Raw genomic sequence first — 17,037 nt, forward strand, 5'->3', positions numbered from 1 at the left:
GACCGTCCAGATCTGGCCGGCAGTCAGGGCGCCTCGCCACCGACGGCGGGAGGGCCTGCACTGCGATCGAACCCGGTCGGGGCGGTCTGGGCCTGGCCGGTGCGCCCGGCGGTGGCCAGGCCCCGCAGATCACGGTGGCGTTTCACGGCTTCGGTCCTTCGCCCGGCTGGCCCTGCCCGTCGGCGGTGGCCGGGTCTGTCAATGCCTGCGGGTCGAGGTCGACGACGATCGGCAGGTGGTCCGACAGTTTCCGCGCTGCTGGTGTGTCGATGACTTGGTAGCCGCGTAGTGCCTGCGGTCTGGTGGTCCAGAAGATGTCCTCGCGTCGGCGCCAGCCGCCGCGGTGGCCGCCGGTGGCTTTCCATGGCACGCTCAGCGTGGGTGCGGCGTCGTGGAAGCCGCTGCGTTGCATCAGTTGCGCGGGGCGTCGGTCGGCCGTTCGGGGCGCTGCCGGGTCGTCGTTCCAGCGGACATGCCGCTCGATCCATTCGGGAGGCAGGTCCGACCAGTCCGGCTCGTGGTCGTAGTCGGGGTCCGCGCCGAAGGAGTTCCAGTCGGCGCCCAGCACGACGGCTTCGGACAGTGGTAGCTGTCCGGTGAGGGTGAAGGCGTCGTCGAGTTGCTTGCCGGGGTTCCAGGGCCCGAGGTGGGTCACCGCGACGGTCAGCGGCACGTCCGCGCCGACGTCGAGCCGGACGACGCCCAGGCCGTGCCACATCAGCAGGTCATAGGAGCGCTGCGACAACACGTCGTACTCCGGGCGCCACAAGATCGCGAGGTGGCAGTCGGAATGTTTCGCGGGGACCGCGAAGGCAGCCATCCCGAGGGCGTCGGCGATCGCGCCAACAAGCCGGTCGAGTTGCGCTGCGTCGGCGGCATAAATTTCCTGCAAGCACACCACGTCGGGTCGGAGGAAGCGCAGCAGTTCGTGCTGTCCACGCCGGGTCGGCGTCGACGACTTGCCGTACGAGAGCAGGTTCCAGCTCACGGCACGGATCACCGGCAGGCTCATCCCGTTGCCTCCTCGAGGTGGCCGGCGGAGGTGGCGACCGGTAGGTGGGTCATCGGTGGGTCCCCTCGCGATGTGCGGATTTGTTGTGGTCTGCCGGGTGTGCGCGTGTCCGGGACGCGACGCGTTGTCGCGTGTCGCGTCCCGGACTTCCTTGGTGTGCCGTGACCTGCCCTGCCTCTGGGGAGGCGCGCCGTTGGCGAGTCGAGGCCGGACTTGGCCGGGCTAGCCCAGCCGAGACCTGCCCTGACCGGGCCTGGTCTGGCCTCCCTACGACCCGGTTGCGGGAGGTAGGAAGCTTGGTGGTGTGACTGGCGGTTGTCCGATGGTTTTCGCCAGTTCGTTCACTCGCTGCGTCAGTTCGGTCAGGCCGGTCTCGGCGGCTCCGACGCGGGCGGCGGTTTGCTCGACGCGGGTGGCGGTGCCATGGGTGGTGGCGGTCAACGCGTCCATCGCGGTTTCCAGCCGTGACTGGCGGACGTCGAGTTGCCGCATCATGTGGTGTTGCCGGGCGAAGCCGATCGCCATCGCCTCGACCAGTCGGGCGGTGGTGACGTCGAGTTTGCCGCGGTCGATGGTGTCGATGGTGGTGTGGCCGGCGTGGATCTCGGCGACCGCCCGGGTCTGGTGACGGCGGGCCAACTCGATCGCCTGTCCGGGGTCGGCGACTTGGTAGCCGTGCCCGCGCACGAGCCGGCACACCTTCTTCCCGTCGAGGCGTAGCTGGTCGGCGGCTTTGCGGGCGCTGGCGAGGGTGACCTGATAGTGGCTGGTGTTGGTCAGATCCAGGTCGAGCAGGTTGGCCATCTCTTCGTACGGCAGTAGCTCACCGTCTCGCAGGGTCGCCATCCGCTCGTAGAGGATCCGCCAGCGTGGTCGGCGGCCGGGCCGTCCCGCGTCGCTGTGGTGCGGGTCCGGTGGCGTGGCTACCGGCTGGGTCACTGTCCCTCCAACTCGCAGGTGAATCGGCCGTACGTGGGCCGACCGTCACCGATTCCGATCATGGCTCCCGCTGTCTGCGCCGCGTGCCGTAGGGCGTCGAGGTCGATGACTTCGTCGTCGAACTGGCCGAGGGCCTCGATTCGCCATTGCGGGAAGGCGGGCCGGGTCCGCATGACGCGGTTGACGCCGACCTTGACCGGGGCGCGGTGCACGAACCGCTTGTCCGCGTACAGGTGGTCGAGTTCGCGGGGGCCGTCGTACTGCACCGGGATCATCATCGTCTCGATGAGGACGCCTCGTTCGATCTTCTTGCCGTCCTTGCTCAGCCGCGCGCCTTCCACCAGGCTCTTCTGCAGGTTCGGCGCGGGCAGGAACGGTCCTGTCTGCGGGTGGTAGTAGAGGCCGCCGAGCCATTCCAGCTGCGCCATCTCCGCATGGTCCTGGTCGGTTTTGCTCTTTTTCGATGACACGGTCTTGATCTGCTTGACGATCTGGTCCAGCGGATCCACAAGCCGCCCGTTGTGCATCAGCAACGGCGACGTGCCCTCGCACATGATCCGAAACCTTGGCAACGCCGAACTCCTCAACAAATAACTCGATCACCATGTGGTGGTAGCCGACGCCCCGGATCGCCGGCCCACGCGGGTCCGCGACGCCGCTACCCTTGCTCGCCACCATGTCCCGGTCGCGGTGCCGACCTGCGCCTGCGTGGTGCGGTGGCGGTGTCACCCGCCCTGCGGCGGGCAGTCCGGCGTTTGCTTTCCGCTTCGGCGCGGGTCTTCTCGTGTAGGCCCGGGTCGTTGGCGAGTTGCTCGAAGTAGTCGTGTTCGTCGGAGCCGCCGAGGCTGAGGATCACCGGGATCGTCTCGATCGTCTGTCGCCACGGCAGGCGTGGGGTGACGGTCTTGAGCAGGTCGAGTGCCTGGGCTCGCTCGTCCGGGTCCAACGTGTCGCGGGCGGTCCAGCCGAGCCACCTGAGCAGTTCCTCGACCGCCCCGTTGACGATGAAGGTCACCCACACCTGCCCGACGGCCTCGACGATCTCATCCGGGGGCGTGGTCCAGGTGGCGTCGAGGATCTCCGCCACCACGCTGTTCTTTTCCGCCCAGTCGCGGACGTTCTCGCGTGTCACGTCGGCGAGGGTGGGTAGCGACCGCTTGAGGCTGGCCTGGAGCAGGAACCAGTCGTCTTCGAAGAAGTTGTCGGGAAGCCCCCAGTTCGGGTCGTCCCCGTATCGGGCGGCCGTGTCGACCTGGAACGCGAGACATGCCGACAGCGCCGACAGGGCAACCGTCCGCTGTTCCGGACCGGGTAGCAGTTCTTTGACCGCCGTGTTCCGCCGACCCGGGTCCGCCAACTGCCACGGAAGCGGGAGGGCCGCCACGAGTTCGGACGCCACCAGGGAACCGGTCACAGGAAATCAACTCCATGCTCCTATCGCCACGATGTACCCGGCTGGATGCAGAAACCCGTCGCATAGGGCCGTGTGAGGTCATGGCCGCGTCACGGCGTACTCGGCGTCGATGCTGCGTCGACGGGCGCGAACACATGCCGCAGCACCCGGCGAAACGCCGCCTCCGTGCCTGGCGGAGATGATGTCCGGCCAGCGAGGAGCTGCGGCTACGGCAATACCGACTTGCGGTCCGACTTCCGACGTCATCCACTTCGTCGTGTCCCGGTCGGGACGCGATGAAGTGGATGGCCTAGCTCAGGTTTCCGGGCGAGGGTGGAGGTGTACTGGTAGCCGCGCAGGGCCACGGTGGGGTCGGCCATCAGTTCGCCGAACCGGCGCAGGTCGGTGTCGTTCAGGTCGGAGCGCAGGAGTCGGTCCTGTAGTTGGCGGGCGTTGTCGGCCAACAGTTGGCAGCCCGGTCCGCCGCCGGTCCACGTGTCGGCGCGGGTGCGGCTGTGCACGTGTGTCATTCCCAGGTCGAGCAGCGCGGCGTGGGTGTGGTCGCCCCAGTCCAGGTCGGTGCCGCCGGTGGCGAGGGTGTCGAGGATGGCGTGGATGACCTGGTAGATCAGGTGATGGTCGGCGCCGGTGGGGGCGTGGTGGATCAGGGCACGGCTGTAGACGATCTCGCCGAGCAGTAGCCATCCGCCGGGCCGCAGCAGTGTGGTCATCGGCGCCAGCAGGTCGGCGCGGTTGGCGAGGTGTTCCAGGACGCAGCGGCTGTGGATGAGATCGAGGCTGCCGGGCGCGATCGGCAGGTCGAGCCCGTTTCGCAGGTCGTGTTGGTGGACGGCGATGACGTCGGTGGGGTCGAGGAGGCCGGTGTCGAGGTCGACGGCGAGCACCACGCCGGTGGGGCCGACCGTGTCGGCGAGGTGTCGCGTGATCGAGCCCGCACCCGCGCCGACGTCCAGGACCCGCCAGCCGGCCCGGATGGGGATCTTGGCGAGGTCGTAGCGGGTGATGGGGTCGAGTACCTGCTGCAGGGGGACGAGTTGCTGCGGGTCGTTGCGGAACTGGTAGGCCGTCGTGGTCACCGGGCATCTCCTTCGGGCACGGGTACGAGCAGGTCGCGGGTGGGTCGCCCGCCGCTGTGGTCGGGGCGGGCGGTGGTGGTGACAGGTTTCAGCGAGACAGGCGATACGGCGGGGCAGCGGCCAGCACCGCCGTGCCCTGCGACGCGATAAGGGAGGCGCTCTCATTGGTCGGGCTTCGCGGGCTCGTCGCCGGGGCGGGTGAGGGTGAGGTGACGGCGCAGCGCGCTGGTGGCCGCTGCGCTGGTGTGGGTGTCGCCGAGGAGTCGTCCGGAGGCGATGACGTGCAGTGTGTCGGCGACCGTCGCCGCCGCTGCGGCGTGCGGGAGCGCGGCGAGGACGGTCACGCCTCGCGTGGGCACGTTCCGCAGCACGGTGGTGATCTGGTCGGCGACAATCGGCGCGAGGCCTTCGGTGGGTTCGTCAGCCAGCAGCAGGCGGGGGGCGGTGCGCAGGGCGCGGGCGATGGTGAGCATCTGCTGCTCGCCGCCGGAGAGCTGGTGGGCGCGGTGTCCCATGCGTGCGGCCAGCGGCGGGAATATGTCGAGCAGTTCCTCGACGGTCCAGTTCTCGTCGCGGCTTGCGGCGGGCCGGGTGGCGGCGAAGTGCTCGGCCACGGTCAGCGACGGCCACAGCCGGCGGTCCTGGGGGGCGAGCGCGACACCGGCGTGGGCGGCGGCGGTGGGGTGCCAGCCGGTCACGTCCCGGCCGTCGAGGTGGACGGTGCCGCTGATGGGTTGGAGGTGGCCGGCGAGGGTGTGCAGCAAGGTGGTTTTCCCGGCCCCGTTGGGGCCGACCAGCGCGTGCACGCCCGGAGGGCGCAGGTCGAGGGTGACGTCGTGCAGGACCGAGGGGCCGTCGGGGTAGGCGACGGTCAGGTCACGGGTGTGCAGCATCGCTGCCTCCGGTGGTGCCGAGGTAAACAGTGGCGACGGCGGGGTCGGCGCGTACGAGGTGGGCGGGTCCGTCGGTGTGGCGGCGGCCGTGGTGCAGGACGGTGATCCAGTCGGCGAACGCGGCGACGACGTCCATGTGATGCTCGATGATCACGATCGCCATCCAGCTGGGCAGTGCGTGGAGGATGTCGAGCAGCCGTCCGGTGTCGGTGTCGGTGAGTCCGGCCGCGGGTTCGTCGAGCAGCAGGATGCGGGGCTGGCCGGCGAGTGCGACGGCCAGGTCGAGCATCCGTCGGTGCCCGTGTGACAGGGCGTTGGCGGGTTGGTCGGCGTGGTCGGCCAGCCCTACCTGGTTCAGCACCTCGATGGGGGTGTGGTCCGGGTTGCGGCGGTGGTGCCAGCCGCCGACTCGCACGCAGTCGAGGCAGGTGAGGTCCGGCCAGAGGGTGGGGTGTTGGAAGGTGCGGCCGATGCCGGCACGGGCACGCCACGTCGGCGTCCATCGGGTGATGGGGTGGCCGTTGTAGGTGAGCTGGCCGCTGTGGGCGCGGAGGGTGCCGGCGAGCACGTTCAGGAGTGTGGACTTGCCGGCGCCGTTGGGTCCGATGACCGCGTGCCGGTCGCCCGGGGCGATGGTGAACGTGTCGAGGTCCAGCACCGTGAGTGGCCCGTAGGCGTGGCGCAGGCCGGTGGCGACTAACCCGGTGCGGTGGGCGTGGTCGGGATCGCGGCGGCTGCGCGGTGCGGGCGGCTGGTCCGGGTCGACGCGGTGGACGCTCCTCACGAGGTGCTCCTGACGCTCGTCGCGGTGGGTAGGGATGCCGCGTCATGCGGGCCTGCGTGCCGTCGGTGTCGGCGGTGCCGGTGGCGAAGGCGGGCGGGGAGAGCGGCCAGACCGCCGGGCAACGCGTACACGACGATCACGAACAGCACGCCGAGCAGCAGCGGCGCGTGGCCGGGTACCTCGACGGCGACGACGTCACGCACGACGAGCACGATCACCGCGCCGACCGCCGCACCGGTCAGGGATCGGGCGCCGCCGATCACGACGGCGAGCAGGACCAGGGCCGCGACGCTGAACCCGACGTCGGCGGGGGTGATCCACCGGTGGGTGTGGATCAGTAGTGTCCCGGCGATGCCCGCCATGGCCCCGGCAGCGGTGTGGACCGTCCACAGGTAGGCGTAGACGGGGTGACCGCTGGCGCGGGCCCGGTCCTCGTCGGTTTGGGCGGCGGTGAGCAGCATCCGCCGGTCACCGCGCAGCATCCACCCGGCCACAGCGGTCGCCGCGATCGTGATGGTCGCGGCGTAGAGCAGGACCGTGCGGTCGCCGAACAGCGGTGCCACGCCGGGCAGGAGGCGGGGTGCGGGGATGCCGGCGAGGCCGTCGGTGCCCCCGCTGACCGCCCGCCACTGCCCGGCGGTGATCGCGGTCAGCTCAGCCACCGCGAGGCTCAGCATCAGAAACACCGTGCCCCGGTAACGGACCAGCACCGCCCCGGCCAGGCCCGCGACGACCGCACCGACGACGGCCGCGCAGAGCAGGTGCACGGCGGCGAGATCGATGCCGGCCAGGGCGAGGCGGGCGGTGAGGTAGGCGCCGGCGGCGTAGGGGGCGACCTGACCGAGGGTGGGTAGGCCGGCGTGTCCGGTGACCACCGCGACGCTGACCGCCAGCAGCGCGAGGGGCAGCATCCGGGCGACGCTGCCGTGCAGGTACGGATCCGGCGCCACCGCCACGACGATGATCGTCAGGGCAGCCGCGACCGGCGGCGCCATCATGGGCAGCGACCGAAGCCGAGCCACGGCGACGGGCTGGGTGAACACCCTCATCGCGTCACCTGACCGGGAACAGGACGGCGGCGGGCGACCAGCACCACGGCCATCGCGGCGATGAGCAGGTACGGCGCCAGGGCCGGGATGGTGATCACCCCGACGGTCTGCACCACCCCGACGCCGATCGCGGCGGCGACGGCGCCGGGTACGGAGCCGAGACCCCCGCAGACCACGATGATCAGCGACAGCAGCAGCGCCGTGTCGGCGGTGCCCGGGCCAACGCCGAGGATCGGGGTGGTCAACGCGCCCGCCAGCCCGGCGAGCCCACCGGATGCCACGAGTACGGCGGCGCCGACGGTGCGGGGGTCGACACCGATGCCGGCGACCATCACCCGGTCATCGACGGTGGCCCGGACCAACCGACCCGCCCGGCTGCGATGCAACACCACATAGCCGGCGACGGCCACCAGCACCGCGACGGCGAACACCGTGAGCCGGTCGACCGGATACCGGTAGCCCGCCACCGCGACGGTGCCCTCCAGCGCGGCGGGCATCCGGGGCCGCAGCACGTCCGCCCCGAACACCGTGGTCAGCACATCCGAGCCGACCAGCGCGATACCGAAGGTCAGCAACGCCTGATCCAGATGGCCCCGGCCGCGCAGTCCGGCGGTCGCCGCGGCGAGGATCCCTCCTCCGGCCGCGCCCACGACGGTGGCGAGGACGATCGCGGCGGCGAGACTGCCCCACGTACCGGCGGTCATCGTGGCGGCGAGGTAGCCGCCGGCCGCGATGAGGGTGCCATGCGCGAGATTCAGCACCCCACCGGCACCGAACGCCACCGTCAACCCCGCGGCGGCAATCGCCAGGAGCAGCCCGTAGGCGATCCCATCAACGGCGGTGATCACGAAGGTGTCCACACACACGGCACCCCCTTTCCCTGTCATCGAGCGAGCGGATGGTGCTCAGGCGGCGGGCAGGGTGGTCAGGTCCTGCAGCAACACGTTGGACAGCACCGGTCCGTCGGCTCTGACCTCGCGCAGGTACCAGCGCTGCACCGGCCGATGCTCGCTCGGGTGGAACTGCCAGTCCCCCCGCGGGCTGTCGATCCGCCCCACCTGCCCGATCGCCGCGTTCACCGTCTCCCCCGTCACCGGTCCGTCGACGACGGCCAGGGCACGGTCCAGGACCGCGGCGGCGTCGTAGGAGGCCATCGCGAACGTGGTCGGCTGACCCGGATGACCGGCGGCGGACCAGGCGGCCACGAACTGCTGGTTCGCCGCGTGCGGCAACGTCGGGCTGTAGTTCAGGACGTTGCGGATGCCGGTGGCGGCCGTGCCCTGGGCGTCGAGCACCGTTCCCTCGGTGAGGAATCCGGCCGCGTAGAGCGGCACGTCCTTGAGCGCGGACTGCCGGTACTGCTTGACGAACGCGACAGCAGGACCACCGGCATAGAAGGTGTACACCGCCGCCGGCTGCGTTTCGGCGGCCTTGTTCAGATACGGCAGGAAGTTCTCCGTCGTCGGGAACGGCGTGAACACCGTCTTGCCGTCCGGATTGGCGAGCTTCCCCCCGAGGGCGGTGAAGGTGTCGGTGAAGCCACGCAACTCGTCCCAGCCGCCCTGATAGTCCGGACCGATCGCGTACACCGACCCGCCACCCACCTCCGCTTTGATGTGCGCGGCGATCGCGATCCCCGGCTCATCAGAGTTGTAGGAGGTGTGCCACGTGTAGGACAGGTCCCGTGGTGTGCCGGCGACCGGGGCGAACTCGGGACGGGCGTTCGCCCCCACCAGAGGGATACGCCGTTCGTGGGTGAGGGTTTGGACCTTGTCCACGGTGGCGCCGCCGACCAGCCCGGTCAGCGCCACCACCCGATCCCGTTCCAGAAGCTTCTGCGCGGCGGGCACAGCGGTGGCGGGGCCGTCGCCCTCGTCGGCGACGACCAGGTCGATCTCACGGCCGCCGAGACGACCGTCGTGGGTGTCGAGGTACAGCTGGAAACCACGCCGCATGTCCTCACCGACACTGGTGTAGATGCCTGACAACGACACCAACAGGCCGATCCGCACCCGGTCGGGATCGCCGCTGCCGCCGGTACACGCCACACCGGCGGCGAGCAGGCTGGTGGCGGTGATCGCGACCAACGCGTGCCGCAGCCGTGCACGGGCACGTTGCATGAACTGCTCCTTCTCTGTCGGGGAGAACAAAAGGGGGGCCGTGCGGTCAGGAGGCGACGCCGGCCGGAGTCCGTGTGGCGGCGATGACGTGCTCGACCAGGGCGATGAGCAGGCGGCGGACGCTGTCGCGGTCCCGGGCGTCGACCTCGACGATCGGCACATCACCGGCGAGCGTCAGCGCGTCACGGACCTGCGTTGGCGAGTAGACACGCGCGTCGGGGAACTGGTTGACCGCCACCACGAACGGCAGCCGGCACCGCTCGATGTAGTCCAGATGCCGAAACGAGTCCTGCAACCGGCGGGTGTCGACGAGCACCACCGCGCCGACCGCACCGCGCACGATCGCGTCCCACATGAACCAGAACCGCGTCTGCCCCGGCGTGCCGAACACATACACCGTGACGTCGTCGACGGCGAGACGACCGAAGTCCATCGCCACCGTCGTGGTCACCTTGCCCGGACAGTGCGACACGTCGTCGCCACCGGCCGACATGCCGACCTCGGTGGTCAACGGCACGATCTCCGACACCGCCCCGACCAGCGTGGTCTTACCCACCCCCAAAGGCCCGGTCAGCACGATCTTCAACCCCGGCTGGGCTGAGGGGCGGCGCACTGTCGCGACCGTCATCGGGCGCCGACCGCCGCGGCCGCGAACGACGGATCCAGGTACGAGTCGCCCACCTGCTCGGCGAAACGCTCCAACTCCGCGGTGACGAACGCCAGATCCGCGTCCCGGCGCGTCAACACGAGCAGCGATGCGCCCCGGCTCAGGTTCGTCAGGATCAGATAGCCCCGCTCGGTGTCGGTAATGTTGCCCCGCACCTCACCGGCGGCCAACTCGTCAGCGGCGCCCTTGAGCAGGCTGTTCAACCCCGCCGCGACCGCGGCGAGGCGTTCGGCCGCTTCCTGGTTGACCCCGTCGGTGAAGGCCAGCAGCAGCCCATCGACGGACACCGCGACGGCGTGACTGACTCCCGGCACCACACGCACGTTCGTGTTCAGCAAGAAACTCAGGTTGTCACTCATCGTTGACCTTCTCTCGGCTGAAGGGAGCGGCGACCGAGGCCGCGCTGATAGGCCCCCGCGGTCTGCGCCAGCCCCGCCGCCGCCCGCGCATCGCGCGGCGGCGTGACCGGAGCCGGCCGCGACGGCGGCGTGAATGCTGTCGACGGCTGCCGCTTGGGCAGCCCGTTCGACGTGGTCGCACCGCCAGCGGACGGCCCAGACGCGGCGGGCATGTGCACGACGCCGCCCACCTCGAACCATCCGGACCGGCCGTGCTGCTTGGCAGCCTGCGGAAAGACCGGTGGAGGTTCCTGCCAGCCAGCAGCAGACCGCTGCGCGGGAATCTGCGGCAGGATCTGCGTCGGCACCTCCGCCGCCGACGGACGGGTATGTCGGGCCGCAGGACCAGCAGAGCGAGGTGCCGGATTTACGGGCAGGGGCAGGTGGCAGTCGGGCGTCCCGCCCGGGGCGCGTCGTCCGGCGAACGGCCCGGTCGGCAGCACGACATGCCGAGGGATCCGGATCAGGAGCTTGTCGGCCGGGATCTCGACCTCGGCGATAGTGCCGCGCGGCGACGCCGGCAACAGCCGCACCCGCAACCCGTGCGCGGCGGCCAGCAACGCCACCGTGGCCACACCCTGCCGGCGGATGTGCTCCACCCCGATCATCGGCGACGGCGCCGCCAACTCCCTGTTCAGCTGGTCGCAAAGACCCGCCGGGATACCCTTCCCGGTGTCGGCCACCTGCAGGATCGCCCGATCACCCATCAAATGGCCGGTGACGACCACATCTGCGGGGCTGTAGCGGGTGGCGTTGTCCAACAGCGACGCCAGCAGATGCACCAGATCGTCGATCAACGCCGGCGGCACGACAACCCTGTCGTCGACAAGCCCAATGACAACGCGGCGGTACTCCTGGATCCGGCTCTGGGCCGCCTGCAGCACCGTCACCAGCTCCGCCGGCTCCTCATACGCCGTGCCGAGCGTCCGGCCCGACAGGACCAACAAGCTCTGCGTACCGTGCAGCAACTGCGCCGCCAGGTTGTCCACCGCGAACAACGTCTCCAACGTCGCCGCGTCCTTCTCATCCCGCTCCGCCGCGTCCAACTCACCCAACAGCCGATTCGTGATCCCCTGACACCGCCGCCCCACCGCCTCCACCGCACCCACCGCCACCAGCCGCTGCCGCGCCAGATCCGCCGAGATCCGGTACGTCGTAGCAGCCAGGGTGTCGAAAGCCCCAGCGACTTCATCTACCTCATCCCGAGGCACATCCGGGGCCAGGGCCGGTGGCGCAGGAGGAACAGATTTCACGTCGGCCGGATCCGCCGCGGTCACCCGCCGCACCAACGACGGAAGCTCTTCCACCGCCATCCCGGTCACCGCGTCACGGACCCGCCGCAGCCGCCGCGCCAACGCCCGTCCATGCCACGCCGCCAACAGCGTCGCCGCCACCACAAGCACCGCCGCAGCACCGCACAACGCCCCCGTGATCGCCCACTGCCGGCTCCGCGCCCGCCCCACCTCCGCCACAACGGCGGCATCAATACTCACCTGCACCCCGTGCAAGCGATCCCGGCGTTCACCACTCGCGGCCAACCACCGACCGGAACTCACCCGCAACCGCTGACCCACCTGCGTCCGCGCGATCTCGTCATCGAAACGCTGAGCCGCCAACACCTGCTCGCCGGTCAATGCCTGATCCAGCCACCCCCGCCATACCGCCGGCGACCGTTGCGACACCACCAACAACGACTCATCAAACCCGGCCCGCGTGGCCGCCAAGTCTCGCTGCACCGCCTGCGACACCGGTCGGCCGCCGCCGGTGGCCACCGAGACCTGCTGGATACCCGCGTACTCCGACGCCTGCGACAACGCCGCCGCCACCCTCAACTGATCAGCCACCGCGCCATCGGCGCCGCCGACCTGGCCCACGGCCTCCCGCAATGCCAACCCTCGGCCGATCACCGCCCGATACCGCACCAACACCGCCGTCAACGACGCCGACCGCGCCCGCACCTGCTCGCGAAACGCGGGAAGTAGGCGCAACTGCTCGTCGAACGGACCCAACAACCGCGCTACCGCAGGCTGTGACACATCCAGGCCGCCCCGACGCTGCCGATACGCCTCTACGGCACCATCCGATGCCGCGCTCTGATCCAGGAAGCCATTCAGCCCTCTACCGCTGTCCGAGACCACCGACGCCGCGACCTGACGCTCCCGATCAAGCTGATAGAGCACCTCACCAACAGCGGACGACACCACCACCAGTGATTCCAAACGATCAGCGGCAATAGCCTGCTGGGCCGTCGACGTCACACCCCACCCAGCGAAAAGCAAGGTTGCGGACAGCGGAATAGCCAGCAGCAACGCCAATCTCCGGGCAACACGCACAACAGTCCTCTCCAAGTCTGGTCGGGGTGCGGCGGCTGACCCTGCCCAGTAGTGGCGGGGTCCAGACCTCGCAGAACGTGATATTGATCAGCCCACCGAGGTGGCGGGGGTGGTGATAGCCGCTGCCGCGCTCAATGGCCTGCCGAGGCACATGCAGCCGCTGATGCTTTCGGTGAACATGATCCCGGCACGCTGGCAGCCCGGACCATAGCTACCGACAAATTCCCTATCACCGCCGCCAGCCACACCGAGCCGCCACAAAGCTCCGGTATCGGGCAAGGCGCTGTTGGGCCACCACTCTCATCGCGGGGAAGCCGAACCGGTAGTGATTGGCATTCAGCCACTCGCGGCGGACTGCGTAACCCAACGCGCGCCATGGTCATGCCTACACCCGCAGCCACTACGGCAACACCAGCACACATGGCGGCGATCCGAGCAGCCGACCAGCGCGTGAATGGCGGGCGCGACACGGCGGGACCGACTACTGCCTCCTGCATGGGGAATGCCTCCTTGAAGGAAATGCAAATAGCTTCGAGTCGACGGAAATCGCAGGTGGATGGCGCCACTTGCACAGCCGCAAGCCGAGGGAAGAGTCCAGTTATTCGCCATCGCACCCACCTAGTTCAGTCCCCCGACCGCGACTCGGGACGTTCCGAGGAAGTGTGATGACCGAGGCGGACATGACTTTTCGCTACGCCTGGGAATGGTCGCTCGGATTGCACGGGCTAGTCGATACCAACCATGCGGACGGAGGCGCTTGTCCGCATCGACCTTGTCATGCAAGTAGGGCATGTCCCATGGGCAGTTGGAAGATGGCGCTAAGCGGAAGAGCGAGAGGGTTGGCGTACAGTCGTTCCTACGCGCGGCCTCGCAACGGTGCTCCCGTGGGGGTTGCGGAGGCTCCTAGTGTCCTTCGCGGCGCGGAAGCGGTTTGACGTGGACCGCAGGCGCTAGTGCCACGGCATAGAGTGTGTTCAAGGAGGCGCGCGTGAGTCTGGCGGATCGGATCGCCGCGGTCTCCGTGGCGGATGCCGTCCGCGCCTCAGTGAGCTACGACCAGCTCCGTTCCTACGACGGCTCGCTGTATTGGCTTGAGACACGTCCCAACGCTGGTGGGGCCGCGACACTGACTCAGTGGCGACGCGACGAGGGCACGCGCGACATCAGCCCCGCAGGCTTCGACGTCACTAACGATGTTCACGCCTACGGTGGCGGGTCGTACGCTGTCGCGGACGGGGAGCTCTGGTGCGTCGGTGCAGGTGGCCTTTACCGGAGTCGCCGTCGTGACGGTGAGTTCGTTCTGGTCAGTCCAGTATCGGTGGGAGACCTGACCGTCGGCGACGGTGAACTGCTGGCGGTTCGGGAGACAGAGCGCGGTGACGAGTTGGTGGCGATGCCGCTCACCGGCTCACTGCGGCTGCGCACCGTCACCGGACGCGGTGGGTTCCTGAGTGCACCTCGGCCAGCTGCGGGCTTGTTGGCTTGGTCCGCCTGGGGCGAGCGCGACATGCCTTGGGACGCCTGTGAGCTGTGGGTTGGCTCATATTCGTCTCAGGGGCACATCGGGAGCCCGGTGAAGGTCGCCGGCGGCCGTGACGAGTCGGCGGTTGAGCCCAGGTGGGGGCCTGACGGATCGTTGTACTTCGTGTCGGATCGCGACGGCTGGTGGAACCTGTTCCGGTGGGATGGCCGTGAGGTCGAGGCGGTGGCACCTATCGCGGGTGAGTGCGCCGCGGAGCCGTGGGAGATGGGATACGCGTCCTATGCCTTTCTTGACGATGGACGGATCGTCGTGGCGGTACAGGAGGGCTCGCGGCATCGTCTGGTCCTCATCGACCTCCAAGGCTCAGTCCGTCCTGTCGATCTCCCTTACACATCAATCAAGCCCTACCTAGCGGCGCACGGAACGACGGTGGCAATGATTGGCTCATCGCCGACGGCTGCGCCGCAGATCGCGCTGGTGCACCTGGCTGATGACGATCCGCAGGTGGAAGTGCTCGCCAAGTCAGAGCATCCCGAACTCTTCGGAACACAGGTGTCGACGCCCACGGAGCTGCGGGTCCAGGCCGCAGGTGGGCGCGAGGTGTCGGCCCTGGTGTATCCGCCAACGGGCTCGACGGCGGAGTGGCGGGCACCCGTGATCGTGCGGGCTCATCCTGGGCCGACCGCCTCCTGCCTGCTTCGCTTGGACTGGCAGGCGCAGTTCTTTACCAGCCGGGGGTTCGCCGTCGTAGACGTCGACTACCTTGGCAGTACCGGCTACGGCCGTGCCTTTCGGGAATCGCTGTACGGCCGGTGGGGACTGGACGACGTCGATGACTGCGCGGCGGTGGCTGCCCACCTGCTGGCTGCAGGACGGGCGTCACCAGGCCGAATCTTCATTCGTGGTGCCAGCGCCGGGGGCTACACCGCGCTGCACGCGGTCGCGCGGAATGGCCCCTTCGCCGCTGCCACTGCCGTGTCGGCGATCGTGGATCCGGATCGGTGGGCCGAAACGGTGCCACGATTCCAGCGTGCGCATGCCCTGCGGCTGCGAGGCGGTGCCGGCCGAGTTCGGGCCTCTGCCGTCCAACGGCCTGTGCTGTTCATTCACGGCACCGCCGACGACGTGGCCGTGGTCGAGGATGTCCGGGCACTCGCCGACCAGTTGGCCGCACGCGATGTGTCTCACCGCCTACTGCTTCTTCCCGACGTCGGCCACTATGTGGCGACGTCGGCAGAGGCGGGCACGGCGTTGGAAGCGGAACTGGCTCACTACCGCGCGGTGATGATGGCCGCAGTGACCAGTTGAGGGATCACACCGCTGCCAACGGCAACTGATGGCGTACGTACTCGCTGAACTCGCGAACCTCCGGTTCGCACCGGTAAGGCTCAAGGTCGGTCTGCACCTCGACGATGCGCTGCAGGCAGCGGTGTGAGGAGGTCCTCGCGGCGTAATCCACTGCTTCCCGGGCAGTCGCGCACGCCTCATCCATTTGTCCGGCGGCAGCCAGCGACGACGCCAGGAGTGCGGTGTCGATGGCGAGCCGGCGAATGTGGGTGGGACTCAGCGCGGCCAGAGCTTCCCTGAGGTGCCGTTGGGTTTGCTTCGGCCTGCCCAGATCGTGGAAGCAGTGAGCGATCTCATCAGCCAAGTACGCCGGGGTCAGGTAGTGAATCCAGGTCGGTTCATCATCAGGCCGGCTACGGCTCAAGTGCCGTTCTGCGATGTCGAGGTGAGCCAAGCAGTCGCCTTCGTGTCCGAGTCGGGCATGCGCGCGTGCTACGACGGCGTGCAGAGCTGCACTCACAGCTGGCGTCGCCTGGCCTTCGCTTCCTCTTACCGCCGTGTGCGCCATTCGCAGCGCCGGCTCGGGGTAGCCACAGTGCAGCGCCAGGTGGCCGATGTTCACAGCGAGCAGGTAGCTCCCGTAGAGGCGATCGGCGGCGGCCTGAGTCAGCTGTAGTGCGCGTAGGTAGCGACGCTGGGCGAGGCCATGGGCACCGGTGTCAACGGCCTGGTAGCCGCACAGCTCGAAGAACCCCGTTGCGAGCGTGTAGAGGCGCCGACTGGCGGCTTCTGAGGCGGGGCTGTTCGCGAGCAGCCGGTTCAGCTCGCCTTCGATGTATCGCTGCACTTGGGCATGCACCCGTCCGGCGCCGTGAGTGTGATCCAGCTGCCGAAACATTGTGAGGGCGGTCTCGGCGGACACGAGACTCTCCTCTGTGACGTTATCGAGTGAGCTGGATTGTTCGGTCATGGACCACGAGTGAGCCGCTGGAGTGTTCAGCCAGCTCAAGGCGGCGCGATCGAGAACACCCGGCTGGACCGGAACGCGGATGACCATCTCAGCCAGCGACATTGATGCGGATGCGGGCAGGAGACTGCTGGGATCGGCTTGGCTGCTCGGTGGTGCGGTTACGGGCCTACGCTCGCTGTTCCGCCTGCTTTCAAGCATCGGTAGCAGCCGCATCAAGGCGCCGTCAGTCGCCAGCGCCTTGTCGCAGGCTTCGACGAACTCCCGAGATGGGAAGCGGTCTGCTGTCTCGATCCGACGAACTAGATCAGCGCTGAAACGGATCATCATGCCCAGCCGCGCTTGCGAAAGCTTTGCCTGCTCACGCAGACGACGCAGCTCAGCGCCGAAAAAGTGGCGCTCGGATAGGGACGGCTCGAGTGCCCGTGGGGTCTGGCCCATGACACCGCCTCCTCCGGCCGTTGTTTCGGATCACCGCCACGCCACGCAGACATAGGGTCACTCGGCGTTCGACGGGGCGCAACCATCATCGCCCGGGCGCGTCGGGCCGGATACGGACGTCGACGGGAACGGGCATGCGGACAAACCATTCCGTCCGCATCTCCAATGTTCAAT

General features: G+C 68.9%; 16 protein-coding genes. 1 reads left to right on the forward strand and 15 read right to left on the reverse strand.

The window, feature by feature from the left end; genetic code table 11:
• Positions 1-23: 23 nt before the first annotated feature.
• The 14 genes from ABZ795_RS14560 to ABZ795_RS14625 form a co-directional block, all read right to left on the reverse strand.
• On the reverse strand, positions 24-146 hold the full coding sequence (locus tag ABZ795_RS14560) for a hypothetical protein (protein ID WP_357530667.1): 123 nt from the start codon (positions 144-146) through the stop codon (positions 24-26).
• On the reverse strand, positions 143-1,012 hold the full coding sequence (locus ABZ795_RS14565; RefSeq protein ID WP_357530668.1) for an endonuclease/exonuclease/phosphatase family protein: 870 nt from the start codon (positions 1,010-1,012) through the stop codon (positions 143-145). The genes ABZ795_RS14560 and ABZ795_RS14565 overlap by 4 nt, the downstream gene beginning before the upstream one ends.
• Positions 1,013-1,279: 267 nt before the next feature.
• Positions 1,280-1,951 carry a hypothetical protein gene (locus ABZ795_RS14570; protein WP_357530669.1) on the reverse strand — a complete coding sequence of 224 codons (672 nt, stop codon included), beginning with the start codon at positions 1,949-1,951 and terminating at the stop codon, positions 1,280-1,282.
• Positions 1,948-2,505, reverse strand: coding sequence for a hypothetical protein (locus ABZ795_RS14575; protein ID WP_357530670.1), 558 nt, complete (start codon positions 2,503-2,505; stop codon positions 1,948-1,950). The genes ABZ795_RS14570 and ABZ795_RS14575 overlap by 4 nt, the downstream gene beginning before the upstream one ends.
• A 104-nt stretch (positions 2,506-2,609) precedes the next feature.
• Positions 2,610-3,365 (reverse strand): hypothetical protein, encoded by a 756-nt coding sequence (locus ABZ795_RS14580; RefSeq protein ID WP_357530671.1) that lies wholly within the window; start codon positions 3,363-3,365, stop codon positions 2,610-2,612.
• A 242-nt stretch (positions 3,366-3,607) separates the two neighbouring features.
• Positions 3,608-4,441 carry a methyltransferase domain-containing protein gene (locus tag ABZ795_RS14585; protein WP_357530672.1) on the reverse strand — a complete coding sequence of 278 codons (834 nt, stop codon included), beginning with the start codon at positions 4,439-4,441 and terminating at the stop codon, positions 3,608-3,610.
• 161 nt (positions 4,442-4,602) lie between these two features.
• Complete coding sequence (locus ABZ795_RS14590; protein ID WP_357530673.1) at positions 4,603-5,334, reverse strand: ATP-binding cassette domain-containing protein; 732 nt, start codon at positions 5,332-5,334, stop codon at positions 4,603-4,605.
• On the reverse strand, positions 5,318-6,118 hold the full coding sequence (locus tag ABZ795_RS14595; RefSeq protein ID WP_357530674.1) for an ATP-binding cassette domain-containing protein: 801 nt from the start codon (positions 6,116-6,118) through the stop codon (positions 5,318-5,320). Before ABZ795_RS14595 ends, ABZ795_RS14590 begins: the two co-directional genes overlap by 17 nt.
• Complete coding sequence (locus tag ABZ795_RS14600; RefSeq protein WP_357530675.1) at positions 6,115-7,167, reverse strand: branched-chain amino acid ABC transporter permease; 1,053 nt, start codon at positions 7,165-7,167, stop codon at positions 6,115-6,117. The genes ABZ795_RS14595 and ABZ795_RS14600 overlap by 4 nt, the downstream gene beginning before the upstream one ends.
• Positions 7,164-8,054, reverse strand: a complete 891-nt coding sequence (locus ABZ795_RS14605) for a branched-chain amino acid ABC transporter permease (protein ID WP_357530676.1) — start codon at positions 8,052-8,054, stop codon at positions 7,164-7,166. The genes ABZ795_RS14600 and ABZ795_RS14605 overlap by 4 nt, the downstream gene beginning before the upstream one ends.
• An 18-nt stretch (positions 8,055-8,072) precedes the next feature.
• Positions 8,073-9,287 carry an ABC transporter substrate-binding protein gene (locus ABZ795_RS14610; protein ID WP_357530677.1) on the reverse strand — a complete coding sequence of 405 codons (1,215 nt, stop codon included), beginning with the start codon at positions 9,285-9,287 and terminating at the stop codon, positions 8,073-8,075.
• A gap of 46 nt (positions 9,288-9,333) precedes the next feature.
• Positions 9,334-9,915, reverse strand: a complete 582-nt coding sequence (locus ABZ795_RS14615; RefSeq protein ID WP_357530678.1) for an ATP/GTP-binding protein — start codon at positions 9,913-9,915, stop codon at positions 9,334-9,336.
• The gene (locus tag ABZ795_RS14620) at positions 9,912-10,313 is read right to left on the reverse strand and encodes a roadblock/LC7 domain-containing protein (protein ID WP_357530679.1); all 402 of its coding nucleotides are present in this window, start codon (positions 10,311-10,313) and stop codon (positions 9,912-9,914) included. The genes ABZ795_RS14615 and ABZ795_RS14620 overlap by 4 nt, the downstream gene beginning before the upstream one ends.
• Positions 10,310-12,661: a nitrate- and nitrite sensing domain-containing protein gene (locus tag ABZ795_RS14625; RefSeq protein ID WP_357530680.1), complete on the reverse strand. Its 2,352-nt coding sequence runs from the start codon at positions 12,659-12,661 to the stop codon at positions 10,310-10,312. The genes ABZ795_RS14620 and ABZ795_RS14625 overlap by 4 nt, the downstream gene beginning before the upstream one ends.
• Before the next feature lie 1,012 nt (positions 12,662-13,673).
• Between ABZ795_RS14625 and ABZ795_RS14630 the strand changes: the two genes are divergently transcribed.
• Positions 13,674-15,476 carry a prolyl oligopeptidase family serine peptidase gene (locus ABZ795_RS14630; RefSeq protein ID WP_357530681.1) on the forward strand — a complete coding sequence of 601 codons (1,803 nt, stop codon included), beginning with the start codon at positions 13,674-13,676 and terminating at the stop codon, positions 15,474-15,476.
• A 4-nt stretch (positions 15,477-15,480) separates the two neighbouring features.
• Here ABZ795_RS14630 and ABZ795_RS14635 read toward each other — a convergent pair whose 3' ends face one another.
• Complete coding sequence (locus tag ABZ795_RS14635; protein ID WP_357530682.1) at positions 15,481-16,863, reverse strand: helix-turn-helix transcriptional regulator; 1,383 nt, start codon at positions 16,861-16,863, stop codon at positions 15,481-15,483.
• Between the last annotated feature and the right edge of the window lie 174 nt (positions 16,864-17,037).

Origin of the sequence: Micromonospora sp. NPDC047134 (genome assembly GCF_040643455.1) — a bacterium.
Lineage (GTDB): Bacteria > Actinomycetota > Actinomycetes > Mycobacteriales > Micromonosporaceae > Micromonospora.

Excerpts from the sequence above, each read along its gene's own strand:
- ABZ795_RS14620 (WP_357530679.1), bottom strand. The coding sequence starts at position 10,313 with ATGAGTGACAACCTGAGTTTCTTGCTGAACACGAACGTGCGTGTGGTG.
- ABZ795_RS14605 (WP_357530676.1), bottom strand. The coding sequence starts at position 8,054 with ATGACAGGGAAAGGGGGTGCCGTGTGTGTGGACACCTTCGTGATCACC.
- ABZ795_RS14610 (WP_357530677.1), bottom strand. The coding sequence starts at position 9,287 with ATGCAACGTGCCCGTGCACGGCTGCGGCACGCGTTGGTCGCGATCACC.
- ABZ795_RS14615 (WP_357530678.1), bottom strand. The coding sequence starts at position 9,915 with ATGACGGTCGCGACAGTGCGCCGCCCCTCAGCCCAGCCGGGGTTGAAG.
- ABZ795_RS14565 (WP_357530668.1), bottom strand. The coding sequence starts at position 1,012 with ATGAGCCTGCCGGTGATCCGTGCCGTGAGCTGGAACCTGCTCTCGTAC.
- ABZ795_RS14600 (WP_357530675.1), bottom strand. The coding sequence starts at position 7,167 with ATGAGGGTGTTCACCCAGCCCGTCGCCGTGGCTCGGCTTCGGTCGCTG.
- ABZ795_RS14590 (WP_357530673.1), bottom strand. The coding sequence starts at position 5,334 with ATGCTGCACACCCGTGACCTGACCGTCGCCTACCCCGACGGCCCCTCG.
- ABZ795_RS14575 (WP_357530670.1), bottom strand. The coding sequence starts at position 2,505 with ATGTGCGAGGGCACGTCGCCGTTGCTGATGCACAACGGGCGGCTTGTG.
- ABZ795_RS14635 (WP_357530682.1), bottom strand. The coding sequence starts at position 16,863 with ATGGGCCAGACCCCACGGGCACTCGAGCCGTCCCTATCCGAGCGCCAC.